Origin of the sequence: Delftia sp. 11MD (assembly GCF_050907895.1) — a bacterium.
Taxonomy (GTDB): Bacteria; Pseudomonadota; Gammaproteobacteria; order Burkholderiales; family Burkholderiaceae_C; genus Comamonas; species Comamonas tsuruhatensis.
This window is the reverse complement of sequence record NZ_CP194333.1, coordinates 3430130-3449321: the sequence shown is the minus strand read 5'-3', so window position 1 is coordinate 3449321 and position 19192 is coordinate 3430130. Positions and strand designations below refer to the sequence as shown.

General features: G+C 68.6%; 14 protein-coding genes. 7 read left to right on the top strand and 7 right to left on the bottom strand.

Translation table 11 applies throughout. The annotated features are described in order from the left end of the window. The first annotated feature begins 1 nt into the window (after window position 1). Both xseA and ACRSCF_RS15600 read left to right on the top strand, forming a co-directional pair. Entirely contained in the window at window positions 2–1327 is a 1326-nt protein-coding gene (xseA, locus tag ACRSCF_RS15605; protein ID WP_026062284.1) for an exodeoxyribonuclease VII large subunit, read from the top strand. Window positions 1328–1645: 318 nt separating this feature from the next. Continuing rightward, a complete protein-coding gene (locus ACRSCF_RS15600) occupies window positions 1646–2227 on the top strand; it encodes a Fe-Mn family superoxide dismutase (protein ID WP_034363898.1) in 582 nt (193 codons plus the stop codon). Between the two features lie 103 nt (window positions 2228–2330). Here the strand turns inward: ACRSCF_RS15600 and ACRSCF_RS15595 are convergent, their stop codons facing one another. Further along, on the bottom strand, window positions 2331–3875 hold the full coding sequence (locus ACRSCF_RS15595) for an MFS transporter (protein WP_244451689.1): 1545 nt from the start codon (window positions 3873–3875) through the stop codon (window positions 2331–2333). A gap of 113 nt (window positions 3876–3988) precedes the next feature. On the opposite strand from ACRSCF_RS15595, the gene ACRSCF_RS15590 reads away from it, so the two are divergent. Further along, on the top strand, window positions 3989–4870 hold the full coding sequence (locus ACRSCF_RS15590; RefSeq protein ID WP_016445906.1) for a LysR family transcriptional regulator: 882 nt from the start codon (window positions 3989–3991) through the stop codon (window positions 4868–4870). Between the two features lie 34 nt (window positions 4871–4904). On the opposite strand, the gene ACRSCF_RS15585 is transcribed toward ACRSCF_RS15590, so the two are convergent. After that, on the bottom strand, window positions 4905–6125 hold the full coding sequence (locus ACRSCF_RS15585; RefSeq protein WP_034363900.1) for an MFS transporter: 1221 nt from the start codon (window positions 6123–6125) through the stop codon (window positions 4905–4907). 122 nt (window positions 6126–6247) lie between these two features. Between ACRSCF_RS15585 and ACRSCF_RS15580 the strand changes: the two genes are divergently transcribed. Further along, the gene (locus tag ACRSCF_RS15580; protein WP_026062285.1) at window positions 6248–6844 is read left to right on the top strand and encodes a TetR/AcrR family transcriptional regulator; all 597 of its coding nucleotides are present in this window, start codon (window positions 6248–6250) and stop codon (window positions 6842–6844) included. A 17-nt stretch (window positions 6845–6861) separates the two neighbouring features. Here ACRSCF_RS15580 and ACRSCF_RS15575 read toward each other — a convergent pair whose 3' ends face one another. The 3 genes from ACRSCF_RS15575 to ACRSCF_RS15565 are packed head-to-tail and all read right to left on the bottom strand — an operon-like array spanning window position 6862 to window position 9832. Then, window positions 6862–7722: an isocitrate lyase/PEP mutase family protein gene (locus ACRSCF_RS15575; RefSeq protein WP_017405020.1), complete on the bottom strand. Its 861-nt coding sequence runs from the start codon at window positions 7720–7722 to the stop codon at window positions 6862–6864. Between the two features lie 44 nt (window positions 7723–7766). Then, window positions 7767–8777 (bottom strand): Bug family tripartite tricarboxylate transporter substrate binding protein, encoded by a 1011-nt coding sequence (locus ACRSCF_RS15570; RefSeq protein WP_034363901.1) that lies wholly within the window; start codon window positions 8775–8777, stop codon window positions 7767–7769. Window positions 8778–8821: 44 nt separating this feature from the next. Beyond that, window positions 8822–9832: a tripartite tricarboxylate transporter substrate binding protein gene (locus ACRSCF_RS15565; protein ID WP_017405022.1), complete on the bottom strand. Its 1011-nt coding sequence runs from the start codon at window positions 9830–9832 to the stop codon at window positions 8822–8824. Window positions 9833–10051: 219 nt separating this feature from the next. Here ACRSCF_RS15565 and prpR point away from each other — a divergent pair, with 219 nt between their 5' ends. Continuing rightward, on the top strand, window positions 10052–12049 hold the full coding sequence (prpR, locus tag ACRSCF_RS15560) for a propionate catabolism operon regulatory protein PrpR (RefSeq protein ID WP_070080990.1): 1998 nt from the start codon (window positions 10052–10054) through the stop codon (window positions 12047–12049). Here prpR and ACRSCF_RS15555 read toward each other — a convergent pair whose 3' ends face one another. Further along, window positions 12050–12970, bottom strand: a complete 921-nt coding sequence (locus tag ACRSCF_RS15555) for a LysR family transcriptional regulator (RefSeq protein ID WP_016453509.1) — start codon at window positions 12968–12970, stop codon at window positions 12050–12052. Between the two features lie 67 nt (window positions 12971–13037). Here ACRSCF_RS15555 and ACRSCF_RS15550 point away from each other — a divergent pair, with 67 nt between their 5' ends. Next, window positions 13038–13970: a pyridoxal-phosphate dependent enzyme gene (locus ACRSCF_RS15550; protein ID WP_026062287.1), complete on the top strand. Its 933-nt coding sequence runs from the start codon at window positions 13038–13040 to the stop codon at window positions 13968–13970. Window positions 13971–14004: 34 nt separating this feature from the next. Here ACRSCF_RS15550 and prpF read toward each other — a convergent pair whose 3' ends face one another. Then, on the bottom strand, window positions 14005–15216 hold the full coding sequence (gene prpF, locus ACRSCF_RS15545) for a 2-methylaconitate cis-trans isomerase PrpF (protein WP_016453507.1): 1212 nt from the start codon (window positions 15214–15216) through the stop codon (window positions 14005–14007). A gap of 583 nt (window positions 15217–15799) precedes the next feature. Here prpF and ACRSCF_RS15540 point away from each other — a divergent pair. Then, a complete protein-coding gene (locus ACRSCF_RS15540) occupies window positions 15800–19081 on the top strand; it encodes a bifunctional diguanylate cyclase/phosphodiesterase (RefSeq protein WP_046238712.1) in 3282 nt (1093 codons plus the stop codon). Window positions 19082–19192 lie beyond the last annotated feature (111 nt).

The following is a 19192-nucleotide window of genomic DNA, read 5'->3' as shown; positions in this document are numbered from 1 at the left end:
CATGAGCGGTGCATTTGGCGCAATGAATCCAGCAGCGGCGCCGCTGGTCTGGGAAGTCGGCGCGCTGTGCCGCGCCGTGAGCGATGCCTTGCAGGCGCGCTTCAATCCGGTGGCGGTGCGCGGCGAGATCAGCGGCTTCTCGCGCGCGGCCAGCGGCCATTGCTACTTCAGCATCAAGGACGCCGGCGGGCAGATCCGCTGCGCCATGTTCCGGCGCGCGGCCCAGCTCATGGACTTTTCGCCGCGTGATGGCGAGCTGGTCGAGTTGCGGGGCCGGCTGGGTGTCTACGAGCAGCGCGGTGATCTGCAACTGGTCGTCGAAAGCATGCAGCGTGCAGGCCAGGGCGCACTGTTCGAGCAGTTCCTGCGGCTGAAGGCGCAGCTGGAGGCCGAAGGCCTCTTCGATGCGGCGCGCAAGCGCAGCCTGCCGCCGCTGCCGCGCGGCATTGGCGTGGTGACTTCGCCGGGGGCTGCCGCGCTGCACGACGTGATCACCGCGCTGCGCCGCCGCGTGCCCCACATCCCCGTGGTGCTGGTGCCGGCCCTGGTGCAGGGCGCGCAGGCACCGGCCTCGCTGATCGACGCGCTGCAAAGGCTTTATGGGCTGGCGCAGGAAGGCGCGGGATCGGTGGCCGGCGCGCCGCACATCGACACCATCTTGCTGGTGCGCGGCGGCGGCTCCATCGAAGACCTCTGGGCCTTCAATGACGAGCGCCTGGCCCGCACCATCGTGCAAAGCCCGGTGCCGCTGATCAGCGGCGTGGGGCACGAGACCGACTTCACCATTGCCGACTTCTGCGCCGACCTGCGCGCGCCCACGCCCACGGCGGCGGCAGAGTTGGTGAGCCAACCGCGCGACGTCTGGCTGGGTGCGCTGCAGCTCATGCAGGGCCGGCTGGAGGACGGGGTGCAACGGCTGCTGGACCGCCAGCAGCAGCGCCTTGACCTGGCGTCGCAGCGCCTGGGCCGGCCCAGCGAACAGCTGGCGCGCAGCCGGCTGCAGCTCAGCCGCCAGGCGCAGCGCCTGCGCCATGCCATGCAGTTGAGGCTGCAGCGCATGGACCACGCGGGGCAGGGCCTGCAGGCGCAGCTGCCTGCGGGCATGCGCCGCGGCCTGGACAGGCGCGCGGACCACCTGGCGCGCATGGAGCTTCGCCTGCAACTGCTGGACCCGCGCCTGGTGCTGCAGCGCGGCTATGCCCTGCTCACCGATACCGAGGGCCATCCCGTGACCGAGGCGCGCCGTGCGCCACCGGGCACGGCGCTGCAGGCGCAACTGGCGGACGGCAGCCTGGACCTGGTGGTGACGCAGCCGCGCCTGCTCTGAACTGCGGCCCGCTGTGTGCAGCGTTCGGCGTGCAGGGAGTGGCGGGCGGCAGGCGGTATCCGTGTAGGCCGATTGGCCGGATTGCGGTCAATTCACATCCACCCTCGCGGCAGCGGGCCAAGATGGCCGATTTGGAGCGCGCTTTCGCCGCAGGGTCACGAACTTGTTCCTACAATGCCCGTTCGGGTGCGTGAGGGCCAGGGCTCGCAGCAATGCGCGCAATGCAGGCCCCGCGCGACGGTCACGGCAGGCGCTGCATGCGCTCTGCGCAACAGGTGCTGGCCCGTCCTAAAAGATTTCAACCACGAAGGAAACACCATGGAACATACCTTGCCCCCTCTGCCCTATGCGATTGACGCGCTGGCACCCCACTACAGCCAGGAAACGCTGGAGTACCACCATGGCAAGCACCACAACGCCTATGTGGTGAACCTGAATAATCTGCAAAAGGGCACCGAATTCGAAAGCATGACCCTGGAAGAGATCGTCAAGAAGTCTTCCGGCGGCATCTACAACAACGCAGCCCAGATCTGGAACCACACCTTCTTCTGGAACTGCATGGCCCCCAACGGTGGCGGCGAGCCCACCGGCGCCCTGGCTGACGCCATCAACAAGAAGTGGGGCGGCTACGCCGCCTTCAAGGAAGCCTTCGTGAAGTCGGCCGTGGGCAACTTCGGCTCCGGCTGGACCTGGCTGGTGAAGAAGGCCGATGGCTCGGTGGACATCGTCAACACCGGCGCCGCCGGCACGCCCCTGACCACGCAAGACAAGGCCCTGCTGACCGTGGACGTCTGGGAACACGCCTACTACATCGACTACCGCAACCTGCGTCCCAAGTTCGTCGAGACCTTCCTCGACAAGCTGGTGAACTGGAAGTTTGCCGAGCAGAACTTCGCCTGATCGAAGCACCTGCCTGCAATGTGCACGCGCAACGTGCACGCAGCGCCCAAAAAGCCCCGAAAGGGGCTTTTTGGCTTTCTGGCTGAGGCCGGGGTGCCGCCGTTCAGCGGCGCTGACCGCGCAGCCGCCACCCCGTCCACAGCGCCGTGCACACCAGCAGCAGCGTGGCGCCGGCGATCACGGCGCTGAAACCCTGGCCGAAGGCCGTGCGTGCCAGTTCGGTCAACTGGTGCGCGGCCTGAGGCCTCAGCTGTTCGGCGGCCAGCAGGGCTTCGTCCAGGCTGTCGCGCACGGAATCGGGCAGGGCCAGGCCCAGCCCCTCAGGCAGGCGCAAAGAGCCTGCGTACACGGCCGACAGCAGGCTGCCCATCAGCGTCACGCCCAGGGCGCCGCCCAGCTCGTATGACACCTCCTCGACCGAAGCCGCCATGCCTGCACGGTCTGCGGGAGCGCTTTGCATGATGGTGCTCGACGCCGTGGTCATGGCCGCGCCTATGCCCAGGCCCAGCAGGGCCAGCGCTGCCGCCTGCGGCCACCAGCCCATGTCATGGACCAGCAGGTAGCCGCCCATGCCCAGGCCCGACAGCAACAGGGAGGCCGGCAGCATGCGGGCCCCACCCACTCGCGGCAGCCAGTGGCCTGCGACGGGGCCGGCCACAAAGGCGGCCAGCGGCAGCGGCAGCACGGCCAGGCCCGCCTGCAGCGGAGACAGGCCCTGCACCAGTTGCAGGCGCTGGCTGAAGACCAGTTCCATGCCGATCAGCGCTGCCGCTGCCACCAGGGCCGAGGCCACGGCCGTGGCAAAGGCCGGGTTGCGGAACAGGGCGAAGTCCAGCAGCGGGTCGCTGCTGCGCCGCTGGCGCCGCACGAACAGGGCAAGAAAGCCCAGGCCCAGCACCAGGGTCACGGCGGCCAGGGCCCAGTCGGGCGATTGCTTGCCAGCCTCCTTGATCGCGTAGGTGCTTGCCACCAGGCCTGCCATGACCTGCAGCGAGCCCACAAAGTCCCAGGGCCGCTGCGAGGTGGCGCCGCCTGCGGGAATCAGCCACCAGGCCAGGGGCAGGGCCAGCAGCACGATGGGCACGTTGATCAGGAACACCGAGCCCCACCAGAAATACTCCAGCAGCAGCCCGCCTACCACGGGGCCGAAGGCCGCACCGCCCGATGCCACCGAGGCCCAGATGCCGATGGCCAGCGCGCGCTCGCGCTCATCGGCAAAGCTCAGGCGGATCAGGGACAGCGTGGCCGGCATCATCATGGCCGCGCCCACGCCCAGCAGCGCGCGCGCCGCAATCAGCAGGGCGGGCGAGGGCGCAAAGGCCGCGCACAGCGATGCCAGGCCGAACACGCACAGCCCGGCCATGAACAGCCGCTTGTGGCCGAGCCTGTCGCCCAGCGTGCCCATGCCCAGCAGCAGGCCGGAAACCACCAGGGCATAGATATTGACGATCCACAGCTTGGCGGAGGCCGTGGCCGCCAGGTCATGCGTGAGGCGCGGCAGTGCCGTGTAGAGCACCGTCATGTCGATGACGATGAGCAGCAGCGCCACCGAGACGATGGCCAGCACCAGCCAGCGGCGCGGGTCGGCCGCCAGAGATTTGGAGGGATGCCCCGCAGCGGGGACCCGGGTTTGCGTCGTGAACGCCATAAAGCACCTGTTTGCCCCTGGCCTTGTGGGCCGGAGCTTCCTTTGGATGAAAGCGGCAGTTTCCATCAATAAAATGCTTTATCAAAGTTTGATTCAATCCATAAAATTGATAGATGGAATGGACACTGGACAGACTGAGGCATTTCGTGGCGGTGGCCGAGGCCGGCACCATGACCGAGGCTGCGCGCCGCCTGGGCCGTGCGCAATCGGCCGTGAGCACGGCCATCGGCCTGCTGGAGGCCGATCTGGGGCTGGAGCTGTTCGACCGTGTGGGACGCCATGTGCGGCTCACGGCCGCAGGCGAGGTCATGCTGCTGGAGGCCCGGTCCCTGCTGCACCAGGCCCAGGCCATGGACCACCGCGCACGCGCCCTGGCCGCGGGCGGGCAGGCGCGCCTGGCCGTTGCGCTGGACGAGGCATTGCCCTATGTGCCGCTGGCCCAGCTGTTCAAGGAGCTGGCGGCACGCTTTCCGGCCATGGAGCTGACCGTGCTGAACGGCACGGCCTCCGAAGTGGCCGAGCATGTGGCGGCGCAGCGCGCCCAGGTCGCCTTCCAGTTCGACCGAGCGCCTGCGCCGGCCACCTGTGCCCAGCGCCATATCGGCAGCGTGCCGCAGACCATTTGCGTGGCCAAGGGCCATGTGCTCGATGGCGCAGAGCCCTTGACGCGCAGGCAGCTGGCCGCGCACCGCCAGTTGCTGATGCACATCGAGGGCGTGGAGGACACCGTGCTCAGTCCCGCCGTCTGGCGCTCCAACAGCTTCTATGTGATTGCCGACATGGTGGCCGACGGCCTGGGCTGGGCCATCCTGCCAGTCAATATTGCCGAGTTCGGCGATCTGCGCCCGCATCTGCGGCAACGCGCCTGCGAGGGGCTGGCGCTGCCGCCGCTGACCGTGCGCATGCTCTGGCTGGAAGGGCTGGCGCCCGGGGTCGAAGCGCTGTGGATGCGCCAGCGCCTGGCCGAGCTGCTGGCCTTGATGGCCACGGCCTGAGCGGTCTGGGCTGGCGCGGGCGTTGGGGCCGTGTTCAGGTGCAGGCAGCGGCTGCGTCTTCGGCAGGCGGGCTCTCTTTCGCTCGTGCCTGGCGTGCGGCCAGCACGCCCAGGGTCCACATGACAGCACCGGCCAGCAGCGCCACCACGAAGGAGATGCGCGCGCCCCACAGGTCGGTGGCCCAGCCGGCGGCGGCCGCGCCCAGGGCCACGCCCATGGCAATGCCGGTCAGCAGCCAGGTCATGCCTTCGGTCAGGCGCTGGGGCGGCACCTGCTGCTCCACCAGGCCCATGGCCACGGTGATGGTCGGGCCGAAGGTAATGCCGGCCAGCAGCACGGCCAGGGTCAGCGTGAACACATTGGTGGCCAGCAGCAGGGGCACGGCCGTGATGCAGACCGAGGCGCCCACCCAGGCGATCTGGCGGTGCAGCGGCGCCTTCAGGCGCAGCGTGCCGAACACCAGTCCCATCACGCAGGAGCCCAACGCATAGAACGAGAGCACGATGCTGGCCGCCGCCGGCTGGCCCTGCTGCGTGGCAAAGGCCACGCTGGCCACGTCGATGGTGCCCACGATGATGCCCTGGGCCAGCATGAACAGCGCCAGCGTGCGCACCACGGGATGGCGGGCCAGCGACTGCTGGCGCGTGCGCCGCTGCGATGTGTCCACGGGTGGCTCTGTACGGCGCTGGGCCACGAACAGCGCCACGCCCACCAGCAGCAGCAAGGAGGCGGCCAGCGGCCCGGCCTCGGGGAACAGCACCATGCTCAGGCCGACCGACAGGGGCGGGCCGACGATGAAGCAGACATCGTCCAGCACGGCCTCCAGCGCATAGGCCGTCTGCAGTTGTGGCGTGCCGCGCAGCAGCACGGTCCAGCGCGCACGCACCATGGCCGGCATGCTGGGCAGGGCACCCACCAGCGCTGCCAGCACCAGCAGCAGCCACTCCGGTCCCTGCCAATGCGCGCAGGCCAGCAGCGCAAACATGGCGGCAGCACTCACGGCCGCTGCCCAGGGCAGGACCTTGCGCTGGCCATGGCGGTCCACCAGGGCCGAGATGCGGGGCGCCAGCACCGCGATGGACAGCGCAAAGCAGGCGGCGACCGCGCCGGCCAGCGTGTAGGCGCCGCGCTGCTGGGACAGCATGGTGATCAGGCCGATACCCGTCATGGAAAGGGGCAGGCGGGCCAGGAGACCGGCCAGCACAAAGGCGGCCGTGCCGGGCCGGGAGAACAGCTGGCGGTAGGCGTGGAACATGGAAACCTCGGAAGACGGACAGGCCGCTGCAATCACATACGCGGCGTATGTCAGCGATTCTACGGGTTGCCCATGACGCGCCGTATCATTGGCATACGTTTTGTATGTGAATGGAGTGCGCCATGCGCAAAAGCCGGGCCAGCATGATCGAGGAGACACGCGCCAAGCTCATCGAGGCTGCGCGCGAGGCCTTTGGCAGCCAGGGCTATGCCCAGGCCTCCATGGACGAACTGACGGCCAAGGCCGGCCTGACGCGCGGCGCGCTGTACCACCATTTCGGCGGCAAGCCGGGCCTGCTGGCCGCCGTGGTGGCGCAGATGGATGCCGAGATGGACGCACGCCTTGAGCAGGTGCTGGCCGACCATGCAGATCCCTGGGAGGGGTTCCTGGCCTACTGCCGTGCCTACCTGGCCATGGCGCAGGAGGGCGAGATACGCCGCATCGTGCTGCAGGATGCGCGCGCCGTGCTGACGGGCACGGACCAGGGCGAGCAGCACCGTGCCTGCATCGCCTTCGTGGCCGGCTACCTGGAGCAGCTCATGGAGCGCGGCGTGATCGTGCGTGCCAATCCGCTGGCCATGTCGCGCCTGCTCAATGGCTGCCTGGTGGAGTCGGCATTCTGGATTGCCGAGGAAGGGGCGCCCCCCGAACGCCTGCAGCAGGCGCTGCAGGCGCTGGAGCTGACGCTCAAGGGGTGGAAGGCGCCTGCGAGGGGCTGAGCGCCCTCGCTCGTGCTTCACTCGTACTTCTTTTCCAGCGCATCCCAGAACGGCTTGTTGACCAGGCGCTGGCGCTCGGCAAAGGGGGCGACCACGGCGGGGTTCTCGTCCACCCTGCGCTCGTTGCGCAGTTGGCCCAGCGCCTTTTGCATGCCGGCCACGGCGCCTTGCAGCGCGGCATTGGCATACAGCACCAGGCCATAGCCCAGGTCTGCCAGCTCGCCCGCGTCGGTGATGGGCGTCTTGCCTCCGATCACCATGTTCATCAGCTGCGGCGTGGACAGGCGCCGGGGCAGGGCGCGGATTTCTTCGGCCTGGGTCACGGCCTCCACGAAGAGGATGTCGGCTCCCGCCTCGGCAAAGCGCTGGGCGCGCTCGACGGCAGCCTCGAAGCCCTGCGTGGCGCAGGCATCGGTGCGCGCCATGATCAGCGTGCCCTGGTCGCGGCGCGCGTCCACGGCGGCCTTGATCTTGCCCAGCATTTCCTCGGTGGAAATCACTTCCTTGCCATTGAAATGGCCGCAGCGCTTGGGGCTGATCTGGTCCTCGATCTGGATGCAGTCGGCGCCCGCGCGCTCCAGCGTGCGCACCGCATGGTAGGTGTTGAGCGCGTTGCCGAAGCCGGTGTCGGCATCGACGATCAGCGGCAGATCCACGGCGTCGCGGATGCGGGCCGTGTGGTCGGCGATGTCGGTCAGGCCCATGAAGGCCTGGTCGGGCAGGCCGAACCACATGTTGGTCACGCCGGCGCCGGTCACATAGATGGCCTCGAAGCCGAGATCGGCCACGACGCGCGCGGACAGTGCGTTGAATGCGCCGGGCACGAGCACGCCGCGGCGCGCTTCGGCCAGGGCCTTGAGTTGTTGCTTGGTGTTCATGGAGGGTTCTGTTGGATGAGGAAAAGCGATGCGCGGGCTGGCGCTCAGTCCAGCGTGATGTTGGCGTTCTTGATCACCGGGCCCCACTTGGCGCGCTCGGCCTCGATGAACTTTCCGTAGGCCTGGGGCGTGCCGCCCATGACCATGCCGCCCGTGTTCTCGATCATGGCGCGCACCTCCGCGTCCTTGAGGGCCTCGTTCACAGCCTTGTTCAGGCGCTCGATCACGGCCGGCGGCGTGCTGGCCGGCGCGATCATGCCCAGCCAGTTGTATGACTCGAAGCCCTTGATGCCCGCCTCATCCAGCGTGGGCACGCCGGGCAGCACTTTCAGGCGCTGCTTGCTGGACACGGCCAGGGCCTTGACCTTGTCGCCCTGGATGGCGGGCAGGGCCGCATAGCCCATCTCGAACATGAAGGCCAGGTGGCCGCCCATCAGGTCGGTGGCCGCCAGCGCGCCGCCCTTGTAGGGCACATGGACCATTTCCGTGCGCGTCTGGAAGGCCAGCAGCTCGCCCGACAGGTGGTGGGCACCGCCCACACCCGACGATCCATAGGTCAGCGTGCCGGGCTTGCCCTTGGCTGCCGCGACCAGTTCGGCCACGGTCTTGAACGGCTGGTTGGGCGCCGTGGTCAGGATCAGCGGCGCCTCTTCGATCAGGATGATGGGCTGCAGGTCGCGTGCGGCGTTGTAGGGCAGCTTTTTCATCAGCATGGGATTGGTCACCAGCGGACCCGGCGAGCCGAAACCGAAGGTATGGCCGTCCGTGGCCTTGGCGATGGCATCCGTGCCCGTCACGCCGCCCGCGCCGCCGCGGTTGTCGATCACGATGGGCTGGCCCAGGCTCTGGCCTATCTTGTCGGCGATCTTGCGGGCCCGCGTATCGGCAAAGCCGCCGGCCGCATAGGGCACGATGAGCTTGATGGGGCGCGAGGGCCAGGCATCTGCGCCCTGGGCCATTGCGGTGGCGGGGGCGGCGAGCAGGGCGGCAGCGGCGGCGGTGGCGCTGAGGGCCAGGCCCATGCCCAGGCGGAGGGTGTTGCGGCGGGTATTCATGGTGTCTTGTCTCGGTTGGGATCGATGGTGATGGCGCAAGCGGTTCACTTTTCCTGCATGTTCGCGGCCTTGACGATCTCGCCCAGGCGCTTGCGTTCGGCGTCTGTGAACTTCACGAACTCGGCGCGCGTGCCGCCGATGGGCTCGATGCCCAGGCCCTTGAGCTTTTCCACCGTGGCCGGCTCCTTCATGGCCTTGTCCACGGCAGCGGCCAGCTTGTCCAGGATGGCGGGCGGCGTCCCCTTGGGTGCATGGATGCCGGCCCAGTGCGCGATCTGCAGCTCGGCAAAGCCCTGCTCCACGGCGGTGGATAGCTGCGGATAGGCCGAGATGCGCTGCGTCCAGGTGGTGGCCAGGGCCTTGAACTTGCCTTCGTTGAGGATGTGGGGCAGGGCGATGATGCTGGCCTCCGACGTGCCCTCCACCTGCCCGCCCAGCACGGCCGTCGTGCTCTCCGACCCGCTCTTGTAGGGCACGGGCTGCAGCTGGGCGCCGTACTTCACGTTCAGCATCTCGGCCACGAAATGCGGCGTGCTGCCCGTGCCGGCCGTGGCGAAATTGAAGCCCTGGCCCTTCTTCGATGCCTCGACGAAATCGCGCAGGTTCTGGTAGGGCGCGTTCTTGGGAACCACGATCACGGACGGCGCCAGGCCGATCATGGCCACCGGAACCAGCGCATCGTCCTTGAACGGCATGGTCTTCTTGATCATGCTGTTGGAGATCACGCCAGCCGCGCTCACCAGCAGGGTGTAGCCGTCGGGCTGGGCCTTGGCCACGATGTCGGCGCCCACCGTGCCTCCCGCACCCGCGCGGTTGTCGACCACCACGGGCTGGCCCAGGATCCTGGACGCGCCTTCGGCAGCCGATCGTGCCATCAGGTCATTGGCGCCGCCTGCCGAGAACGGCACCACCAGGCGAATGGGGCGGGTGGGCCAGGCATCGGCGGCGCCGGCAGCCCGTGCAGCGACGGAGCAGGTCACGCCGGCCAGCGGCAGCGCGGCGGCAAGCAGGGTGGCCAGGGCGGTGCGGCGGGGCAGGCGGGATGGCTGGTTCATGGGGTCTCCTGGAAATGCTTGAAATGATTGAAACGCCTGCCCTGTTTGCAAGTGGCATGCCACCGGATCAAAGGGTAAACCCTTGATATCGCAAGTTGTTGATGTGAATGGGTTTTGTGATTCTTGAAAAGTCTGCTCTGCAGGCATTCACCGATTCGCCCGGTGCGGTGTTGCATGAATGAAATAATCGGTTGCATGAACGAATCAGTTGTGCCTTCCATGCATGCAACCCCTGCCGGCCCCCGCGCAGCCTGGCCGCGCGTCGTCACCGTGGGCCGCCATCGCATCGGCCGCGTGCTGGAGCGCATGTCGCTGGCCGTGGGCGACCAGGTGCGCGTGGAGCATGTCAGCGCGGCCTTTGACGATGCCGTGCAGGCCGTGCGTGCGCTGCAGGCGGTCGAGCCCATAGACGCCCTGGTGGCCGCAGGGGCCAGCGGCGCCTGGGTGCGCGAGCGGGTCGATATCCCCGTCGTCATGATCGAGGTGCGCGGGTTCGATCTGCTGCAGGCGCTGGCCAGCGCACGTGCACTGGCCCAGTCCGGCGGCACGCCGCGCATCGGGCTGGTGTCGTTCGACCATCCCTCGCCGCATCTGGCCCAGTTCGACGCGCTGTTCGGCGCCGGCATTGCGCAGTTCAGCTACCACGGACCCGAAGATGCCCAGGCCTGCGTGCGTGCGCTGCAGGCCGCCGGCGTGGGCGCCGTCGTCGCGCCCGGCCTGGTGGCCGACCTGGCCGAGCAGGCCGGCATTCCCAGCGTGCTGCTGTACTCCGATGGCGCCGTGCTGCAGGCCCTGCGTGATGCCGTGCTGCTGGCCCGCCACCGCCATGCCGAGCGCGCCCGCCACCAGCGGCTGGAAACCGTGCTCGGCCAGTTGCAGGACGGCGTGGTCGCCGTGGACACGCAAGGCCGCATCCAGGCCCTGAACCCCACCATGGCCGCGCTGCTGGGCGCGCCCGCCAATGCGCTGCATGGCCGGCTGCTGGACGAGGTGGCACCCGCGCTGGCACTGGCACAGGCGCTGCAGTCGCAGTCCCTGGAGCCCGAAGGCAGTGAAGACGTGGTCCAGCTGGCCATGCGCACCCTGGTCGTGCGGCGTGCGCCCATCGTGGAAAACGGCCAGCTCACGGGCGCCTTGCTGGTGTGCCGCGACCCGGCCACCATCCAGCGTGCCGACCGCCACCTGCGCGCCAACCGCAGCCTGCGCGGCGCGGGCGTGCGCTGGCGCATCGAAGATTACGCGGGCGACAGCGAACCCGCCCAGCGCGTGCGCCGCCTGGCGCGCCAGTTCGCGGCCAGCGATGCCACCGTGCTCATCCAGGGCGACAGCGGCACGGGCAAGGAGTTGCTGGCCCAGGGCATGCACCGCGCCAGCCGGCGCGCGGCCCAGCCCTTCCTGGCGGTGAACTGCGCGGCCCTGGGGGAAAGCCTGCTGGAGAGCGAACTCTTCGGCTACGACGAAGGCGCTTTCACCGGCGCGCGGCGCGGCGGCAAGACCGGGCTGATCGAGGCGGCCCATACGGGCACCTTGTTCCTGGACGAGATCGGCGATATGCCGCTGGCCCTGCAGTCCCGCCTGCTGCGCGTGCTGCAGGAGCGCGAAGTGCTGCGCGTGGGCTCCACCACGCCCGTGCCGGTGGACCTGCGCGTCATCGCCGCCACGCACGCCGATCTGGCGGCCCTGGTCGAGCGCGGTGAATTCCGGCGTGACCTGTTCTACCGCCTGGCCGTGCTGCGCCTGTCCATGCCCGGACTGCACGAACGCGGCCCGGCCGATGTCCAGGCCCTGGCCCGCGCCATGATGGCGCGGCGCCTGCGCACGCAGTCGCTGCAGGCGGAAGGGCCATCGCTGGAGCCCTTGCTGGCGGCCTTGCTGGAGCTGGCATCCGGCCACCGCTGGCCCGGCAATGCGCGAGAGCTGGACAACTGGGTGGAACGCCTGCTGGCCTGCCGCCACGACCTGCGCGACAGCGCGGGCCGCGTGGACATGGGCCGCTTGCGGGAGCTGTTTCCTGAATGCGGCGGGGCTGGGCAGGGTACCGTTCAGGCCCTGCCAGCGCAGCAGCGGCAACTGCAACTGCGCGAGGCCCGGCGCGATGCCGAGCGCCAGCGCATGCGCGAAGTGCTGGAGCAGGTACAGGGCGACCAGCGCCGCGCCTGCGAGATCCTGGGCATCAGCCGGGCCACGTTGTGGCGCAGGCTCAAGGCGCCGGACTGATCAGGGTGCATGGCCACCCAGCCGCTCGGCCAGGAAATCCATCAGTACGCGCAGCTTCAGTGGCAGATGTCTGGTGGGCGGGTGAAGAATCCACAGCTGGCCGCTGTAGTTGGGCAGGAAGCTCCAGTCCGGCAGCACCTGCACGATGCGCCCGTCCGCCAGGGCCTGCCGTGCCGTGAAGCGGGGCAGGCTGGCGATGCCGATGTGCTGCAGCACGGCGTCCAGCCGCACACCGGTGTGGTTGGCCGCATAGCGCCCGCGCACGGCCACGGTGACGGTCTTGCCGCGGCCGCGCAGCTTCCAGTGCGCGTCGCCGGGCTCCTCTCCCAGGTAGATGCAGCTGTGGGCCTTGAGGTCCAGCGGATGCGCGGGCGTGCCGTGCCGGGCCAGGTACTGGGGCGAGGCGCACAGCAGATGGTCGATGTCCATCAGGTGGCGGCCCATGAGGCCTGGCGGCGGGTGGTTGGTGATGCGTATGGCCAGGTCCACGGGGTCATCGATCAGGTCCATGTAGCGGTCTTCCAGCCGCATTTGCACGTCGACCTCGGGATACAGGGCCAGGAAGTCGGGCATGTGGGGATGGACCACGGTATGGCCCACGGCCTTGGGCACGCTGATGCGCACCAGGCCGCGCGGCTGCGCGTCCTGAAGCAGGGATGCAGCCATGACGGCCTGCGCGGCGCCCACCATATCCAGGCAGCGCGCATGCACTTCGCGGCCGGCCTCGCTCAGGCGCAGCTTGCGCGTGGTGCGTTCCAGCAGGCGCAGGCCCAGCGCCTTTTCCAGCCGCGCCACGCCCCGGCTGGTGGCCGATGGCGTGCTGCCCAGCTGGCGCGCGGCCTCGGAGAAGCTGCCCGTGTCCACCACCTTGACGAAGATGGCCATTTCCCCGAACAGGGGCAGGGCTTGATTTGTGCTCATGGTGCAAAGAATATTTGGAATACCGGGGGATTATCGCGATGGCAGCCCAGTTCTACACTGCCGCTCCATGCCTTTGCACACCTCCACTCCCCTCATCGAATCCCATGCCCTGGGCCAGGCCAGCGGCCAGAACATCTGGCTCAAGCTGGACGCGCTGCAGCCTTGCGGATCATTCAAGCTGCGCGGCATAGGCCATGCCTGCGAGACCCTGGCGGGCCAGGGCAAGAAGCGCTTTGTGGCCTCGTCGGGCGGCAATGCCGGCATTGCCGTGGCCTATGCGGGACGGCAGCTGTCGATGCCCGTCACCGTGGTCGTTCCCCAGACCACGACCGAGCATGCACGGGCATTGATCCGCGCCCAGGGCGCCGAGCTGATCGTGCATGGCTCCGTCTGGGACGAGGCCAATGCGCTGGCCCAGTCCCTGCTGGGTGCCGACGATGCCTTTGTCCACCCGTTTGACGATCCGCTGCTGTGGGCCGGGCATTCCACCCTCGTCGACGAACTGGCCGCAGCCGGCTTCAAGCCCGACGCCGTGGTGCTGGCCGTGGGCGGCGGCGGCCTGCTGGCCGGCGTGGTGCAGGGCCTGGAGCGCCATGGCTGGACCGATGTGCCCGTGATCGCGGCGGAGACGGCCGGCGCCGATTCCCTGGCGCAGTCCCTGGCCCAGGGCCGCCGCGTACTGCTGGACCGCATCACCAGCGTGGCTACTTCGCTGGGCGCGCGCCAGGTCTGCCAGAGGGCCTTCGATCTGGCGCAGGTGCACCCCGTGCGCAGCGCCGTGGTGACGGATGCGCAGGCGCTGCAGGCCTGCCTGCGCTTCATTGACGACCATCGCCTGCATGTGGAGCCGGCCTGTGGCGCCGCGCTGGCCCTGGCCTACGGGCGCGCTCCTGCGTTGCAAGGCTTCCAGCGCGTGCTGGTGGTGGCCTGCGGCGGCACGACGAACACGCTGGAGCAGCTCCAGGCGTGGCGTGGGGCGGCGCTGGCAGCCGAGGCGTGAGCACGGCTGCGGCCTGAAGTCCCGGCCCGCGCATTCATGCGGCGTTCAACACCTCGCCGGGGACCCTGATCCAGCCTTCCATCAGGATACGTGCGCTGCGGCTCATCAGGGCCTTGGTCACCTGCCACTGGCCGTTCACCAAACGGGCCTCGGCGCCCACGCGCAGCGTTCCTGAGGGGTGGCCAAAGCGCACGGCGCTGCGCTCGCCGCCGCCTGCCGCCAGATTCACCAGCGTGCCCGGCACGGCCGCTGCGGTGCCGATGGCCACGGCAGCCGTGCCCATCATGGCGTGGTGCAGTTTGCCCATGGACAGGGCGCGCACCAGCAGGTCCACGTCACCCGATTCAATGCGCTTGCCGCTGGATGCCGTGTAGGCGGCCGGTGGCGCCACAAAGGCGATCTTTGGCGTGTGCTGCCGTCTGGCGGCCTCGGCCAGATCCTTGATCAGCCCCATCTGCAGCGCGCCGTGGGCGCGTATGGCCTCGAAGCGGGCCAGGGCCTCGTCGTCCGTATTGATGGCGTCCTGCAGCTCGCAGCCCGTGTAGCCCAGGTCCTGGGCGTTCAGGAAGATGGTCGGAATGCCCGCGTTGATCAGCGTGGCCGCCAGACTGCCCACGCCGGGCACGTCCAGCCGGTCCACGAGGTGGCCTGTCGGGAACATGGCTCCGCCATCGTCTCCTTCATCGGCGGGATCCAGGAACTCCAGCGCCACTTCGGCGGCCGGGAAGGTCACGCCATCGAGCTCGAAGGAGCCGGTCTCCTGGACCTGGCCTTGCGTGATGGGCACATGGGCCACGATGGTCTTGGCGATGTTGGCCTGCCAGATGCGGATGGTGACCGTGCCGTTGCGAGGAATGCGCGCGGGATCTATCAGCCCCATGTGGATGGCGCAGGGCCCCACGGCGGCCGAGAGGTTGCCGCAGTTGCCGCTCCAGTCCACAAACGGCTGGTCGATGGCGACCTGGCCAAACAGATAGTCCACGTCATGGCCTTCCCGCTTACTGGGAGCCAGGATCACGGCCTTGCTGGTGCTGGACGATGCATTGCCCATGCCGTCGATCTGCTTGCCGTACGGGTCGGGGCTGCCCAGGGCGCGCAACAGGATGGCGTCGCGTACGGGTCCGGGGTGCCGGGCCGCCTCGGGCAGATCCTGCAGGCGAAAGAACACGCCCTTGCTGGTGCCGCCGCGCAGGTAGGTGGCGGGAATGCGCAACTGGGGAAGAAAGGTTTCGGGGATCGCGCCCATCTCAGGCCTCCTGTGCTGTTGTTCGTATCTGTGTCTGTTCTTGCGGTCTGCCGATCGCCGGAGCGCGCAGCCTCTGGCGGCGGTTGATGCCCATGGAGACGGTGTCCCCTGCGGTGTCAGGCGATGGCAGTAGGCCAGGTTTGTTGCAAGCGCCATGCCATCCGCATCAAGGGAAAACCCGTGCAAGCCTTGCAGCGCGCCAGCACAGGGCGTGTGCACTGCGGTGCTGGCTGCCGCCGCAACATTCGTTTCACTGTCGTTTCAAAATTGCTGCTTTTGATTTCATGGATGAGGGAGCGTGCAACGGTTCGGTCCTCCAGTCCCACGCCGGCCTGCGGTGCTCTCTAGGGTTTGCCCGGGCCAGCCTTCAGCAAGTGTGCTTGCAGACGATAGAGGAAGGGTGTTTGTAGGATTTGTCTTATCCATTGTTCGCCTGCCGCGTGCCGAAATCCATTTATCCTCGCGCTCTGCTCCATATGGCCTGTACTGCCCTTTCCGGTGAACCTGCCATGGGGCTGGCAACGAGCGGTTCCGTGCTCCTGGACCGATTTCCCGTGACCGCCTATTCCGCCTTAGCCGCTCCATGTCAGTTTTTGCCCAGCGCACGCTTGTAGCCATCCGGGCCGCCTGGCCAGCCGCAACCGTCATGGCGGTGGGCATGTGCCTGAGCGCTGTGCTTGCCTTGCAGCAGCAGCGGGCGCTGGAGCGTATCGACCTGCAGCGCCATACCCAGCAGGCCCAGTCGGCCCGCCAGGCGCTGGAGATGCGCCTGGATGCCTACGCGGTCATGGTCCAGCATGTGGCCAACCAGCTGGCCGCCTCTCCCGAGATGGGGCAATCGGCCTTCGCGCGCATGGCGCAGGCGCTGCGCATACAGGCGCAGCCGGGCATGCAGGCGCTGTCCTTTACACGGGCCGCAACGCAGCGCGGTCTGCCCGGCCAGGATCAGGCCTTCACCGCCCGGCCCGGGCCCCACTATTTCTTCATCGACTATCTCTGGCCGCTGGAGGGCAACGAGTCCATTGCCGGCCTGGACATGCACGACCGCCCCAGCCTCATGGCCAGCATGGTGCGCAGTCGCGACAGCGCGGCCGCCGTGGTCTCGGCACCGTTTGCGCTGAAGCAGCCCGGCGAGCATGCCACCGCCGTGCTGGTGCGCGCGCCTGTCTTTGCGCTTGTGGACCACCAGTCCCCGGACGGGGAGGCCGCGCAGCCGCTGTTTCTGGGGACTGCCGACGTCAGCGTGCGCGTGCACGACCTGGTGCAGGACCTGCATGAACGCGGCTTTCTGCGCCGGCTTGCGCTGGCCATGCATGACGCAGGCCCGACCTCGCCCCTGCCGCCGGCCGGCATATCGCCGCTGCCGCTGTACCTGGGCGCGGCCTGGCCGGAGCGCGGGCAGGAGGCGGCCGGCATGGGCGACACCGGCCAGGTGGTGCTGGAGCAGACGCTGCAGGCCCAGGACCGGCTGTGGCGGTTGAACTTCATTCCCATGGGGACGGCCCTGTCCTGGACCGAGCGTGTCCAGCCCCTGGTTCTTTTCGCGCTGGGCATGCTCGTGTCGGCCCTGCTGGCGTCGCTGGCGGCAGCCTGGTGGCGGCGCCATCCTTCCAGCTGGGCCCAGCTGCGCGCCTCCTCCCGCAGCATGCGCGAGAGCGATGCCCGCTTTCAGGCCCTGTTCGAGCAGGCTGCCGTGGGCGTGGTGCAGGTCGATGCGGCCAGCGGCAACGTCCTGCATGTGAACCGCAGGTACTGCGACATTACCGGCCATGAGGCGCAGCAGCTGTGCCAGCGGCCCCTGCTGGCCCTGTTGGCGGCCGAAACCCTGGAGGGCGACCGGGTGCTGCTGCAGGAACTGACGGCGGGCCAGCGCGGGGCCCTGCAGATCGAGCGGCAGCTGCGGCGCCGCGACGGCACCCTGGTCTGGGTGGAGCTGCATATCTCCGCGCTGGGCCATGGCCCGTCCCGGCGGCTGATGGCGCTGGTGCAGGACATCAGCGCGCGGCGCCACCTGCAGCAGATGCAGCGCGATGGATCGCGCCATCTGCGCATGGTCATCCAGCGCCTGCCTCTGGGCCTGGCCATGCTTCAGGACGACGGCCGCTTCGCCTATTGGAACGAGGAATTCATGCGCCTGGCGGGCCACGGTGCCACGGCCGGCATGGATGGTGATGGCTGGTGGTGCAACATGTGTCCCGATGAAGCCCGCCGCCTGCGCATGCAGCGCCGCTTCGAGGCCGCGCAGGCGAGGGCGCGCGTGGCACAGAGCCTGCACAGCGGCGAGTCCGACAGCTGTGGCACCCTCAACTGCGAGGAATACCAGCTCATGGGCAGCGATGGCCGCACGCGTTCCGTATCGATAGGCGGCATGCTGCTGGACGAAGGCTGCCTGCTGATCCTGCAGGACCAGAGCCAGCGCAAGACCGCCGAAGAGGAAATCCGCCGCCTGGCCTTCCACGACGCGCTCACCGGCCTGCCCAACCGCCGCCTGCTGGTGGACCGGTTGCAGCAGGCGCTGGCCTCCAGCCGCCGGCGCGGGCGCTGCGGCGCCGTCATGCTGCTGGACGTGGACAACTTCAAGGCCTTCAACGACAGCCTGGGGCTGGAGCTTGGCGATGTGCTGCTGCGCATGATTGCCGAGCGCCTGGCGCAGTCCCTGGGGCCCGAGGCCACGCTGGCCCGCCACAGCGGCGATGACTTCGTCGTGCTGCTGGAGGACCTGGGCAAGGACTCCATGCATGCGGCCTCGCAACTGGAAGGCGAGGTCCAGCGCATGCGTTCGCTGCTGCAGCAGCCGCTGCAGTTGGCAGGCCAGTCCTGCCACATCACGATGAGCATTGGCGCCAGCCTGTTCGGCGAGCAGGAACTGAGCGCCGACGAGGTGCTGCGCCGCGCCGAAATGGCCATGTACCAGGCCAAGGGCATGGGGCGCAACACGCTGCAATTCTTCGATCCGCAGTTGCAGGCCGTGCTGCGCTCGCGCACGGCCATGGAGCAGGAAATGCGCGAGGGCCTGGTGCGCAGCCAGTTCGTCCTGTACTACCAGCCGCAGATGGCGCACGGACGCATCGTGGGCGCCGAAGGCCTGCTGCGCTGGAACCACCCGCGCGAAGGGCTGGTGCCGCCCTCGCTCTTCGTCTCGCTGGCCGAGGAGACCGGCCTGATCCAGCAACTGGGCGAATGGGTGCTGGGCGAGGCCTGCAGGCAGCTGGCGCAATGGGCGGCGGACCCCGAAATGGCCTGCATGGTGCTGGCCGTCAACGTCAGCCCGCGCCAGTTCCACCAGGCGCGCTTCGTGGAGCAGGTGCTGCAGGCGCTCAAGGAGCACGGCGCCAACCCGCGCCTGCTCAAGCTGGAGCTGACCGAAAGCCTGCTGCTGGCCGACGTGGACGACACGGCCGCCAAGATGGCCACGCTCAAGGCCCACGGTGTCGGCTTCTCGCTGGATGACTTCGGCACAGGCTATTCCTCGCTGGCCTATCTCAAGCGCCTGCCGCTGGACCAGCTCAAGATCGACCGCAGCTTCGTGCGCGACGTGCTCAGCGACCCCAACGACGCGGCCATTGCGCGCACCATCGTCGCCCTGGGCACCAGCCTGGGACTGCAGGTCATCGCCGAAGGCGTGGAAACCGAGGCGCAGCGCCAATTCCTCGAAGACCAGAGCTGCCACGTCTGGCAGGGCTACCTGCTCAGCCCGCCCGTGCCCGTGCGCAGCTTCGAGGCCCTGGTGCGCGAGGCCGCCCCCTTGCAGCGCCCCCCGGCCTTGAGCCCCGCATGCCTGACCCAGCCGGCGCAACACCGGCCCGAAGTGGTGGAATGCACGGACGCCAGCACGGGGCCAGAGGTCCCTTCAAACCATTCTTGACATTCGCAGCGGCCCCGCCCGGGCCGCTTTCCATTCTTGAGAGGGGGTGGCGCGCGGTATCATCCCGAGCTGCCTTGTTCTTTCCCCACCTCCTTGTTTGTCCGTTCGCCG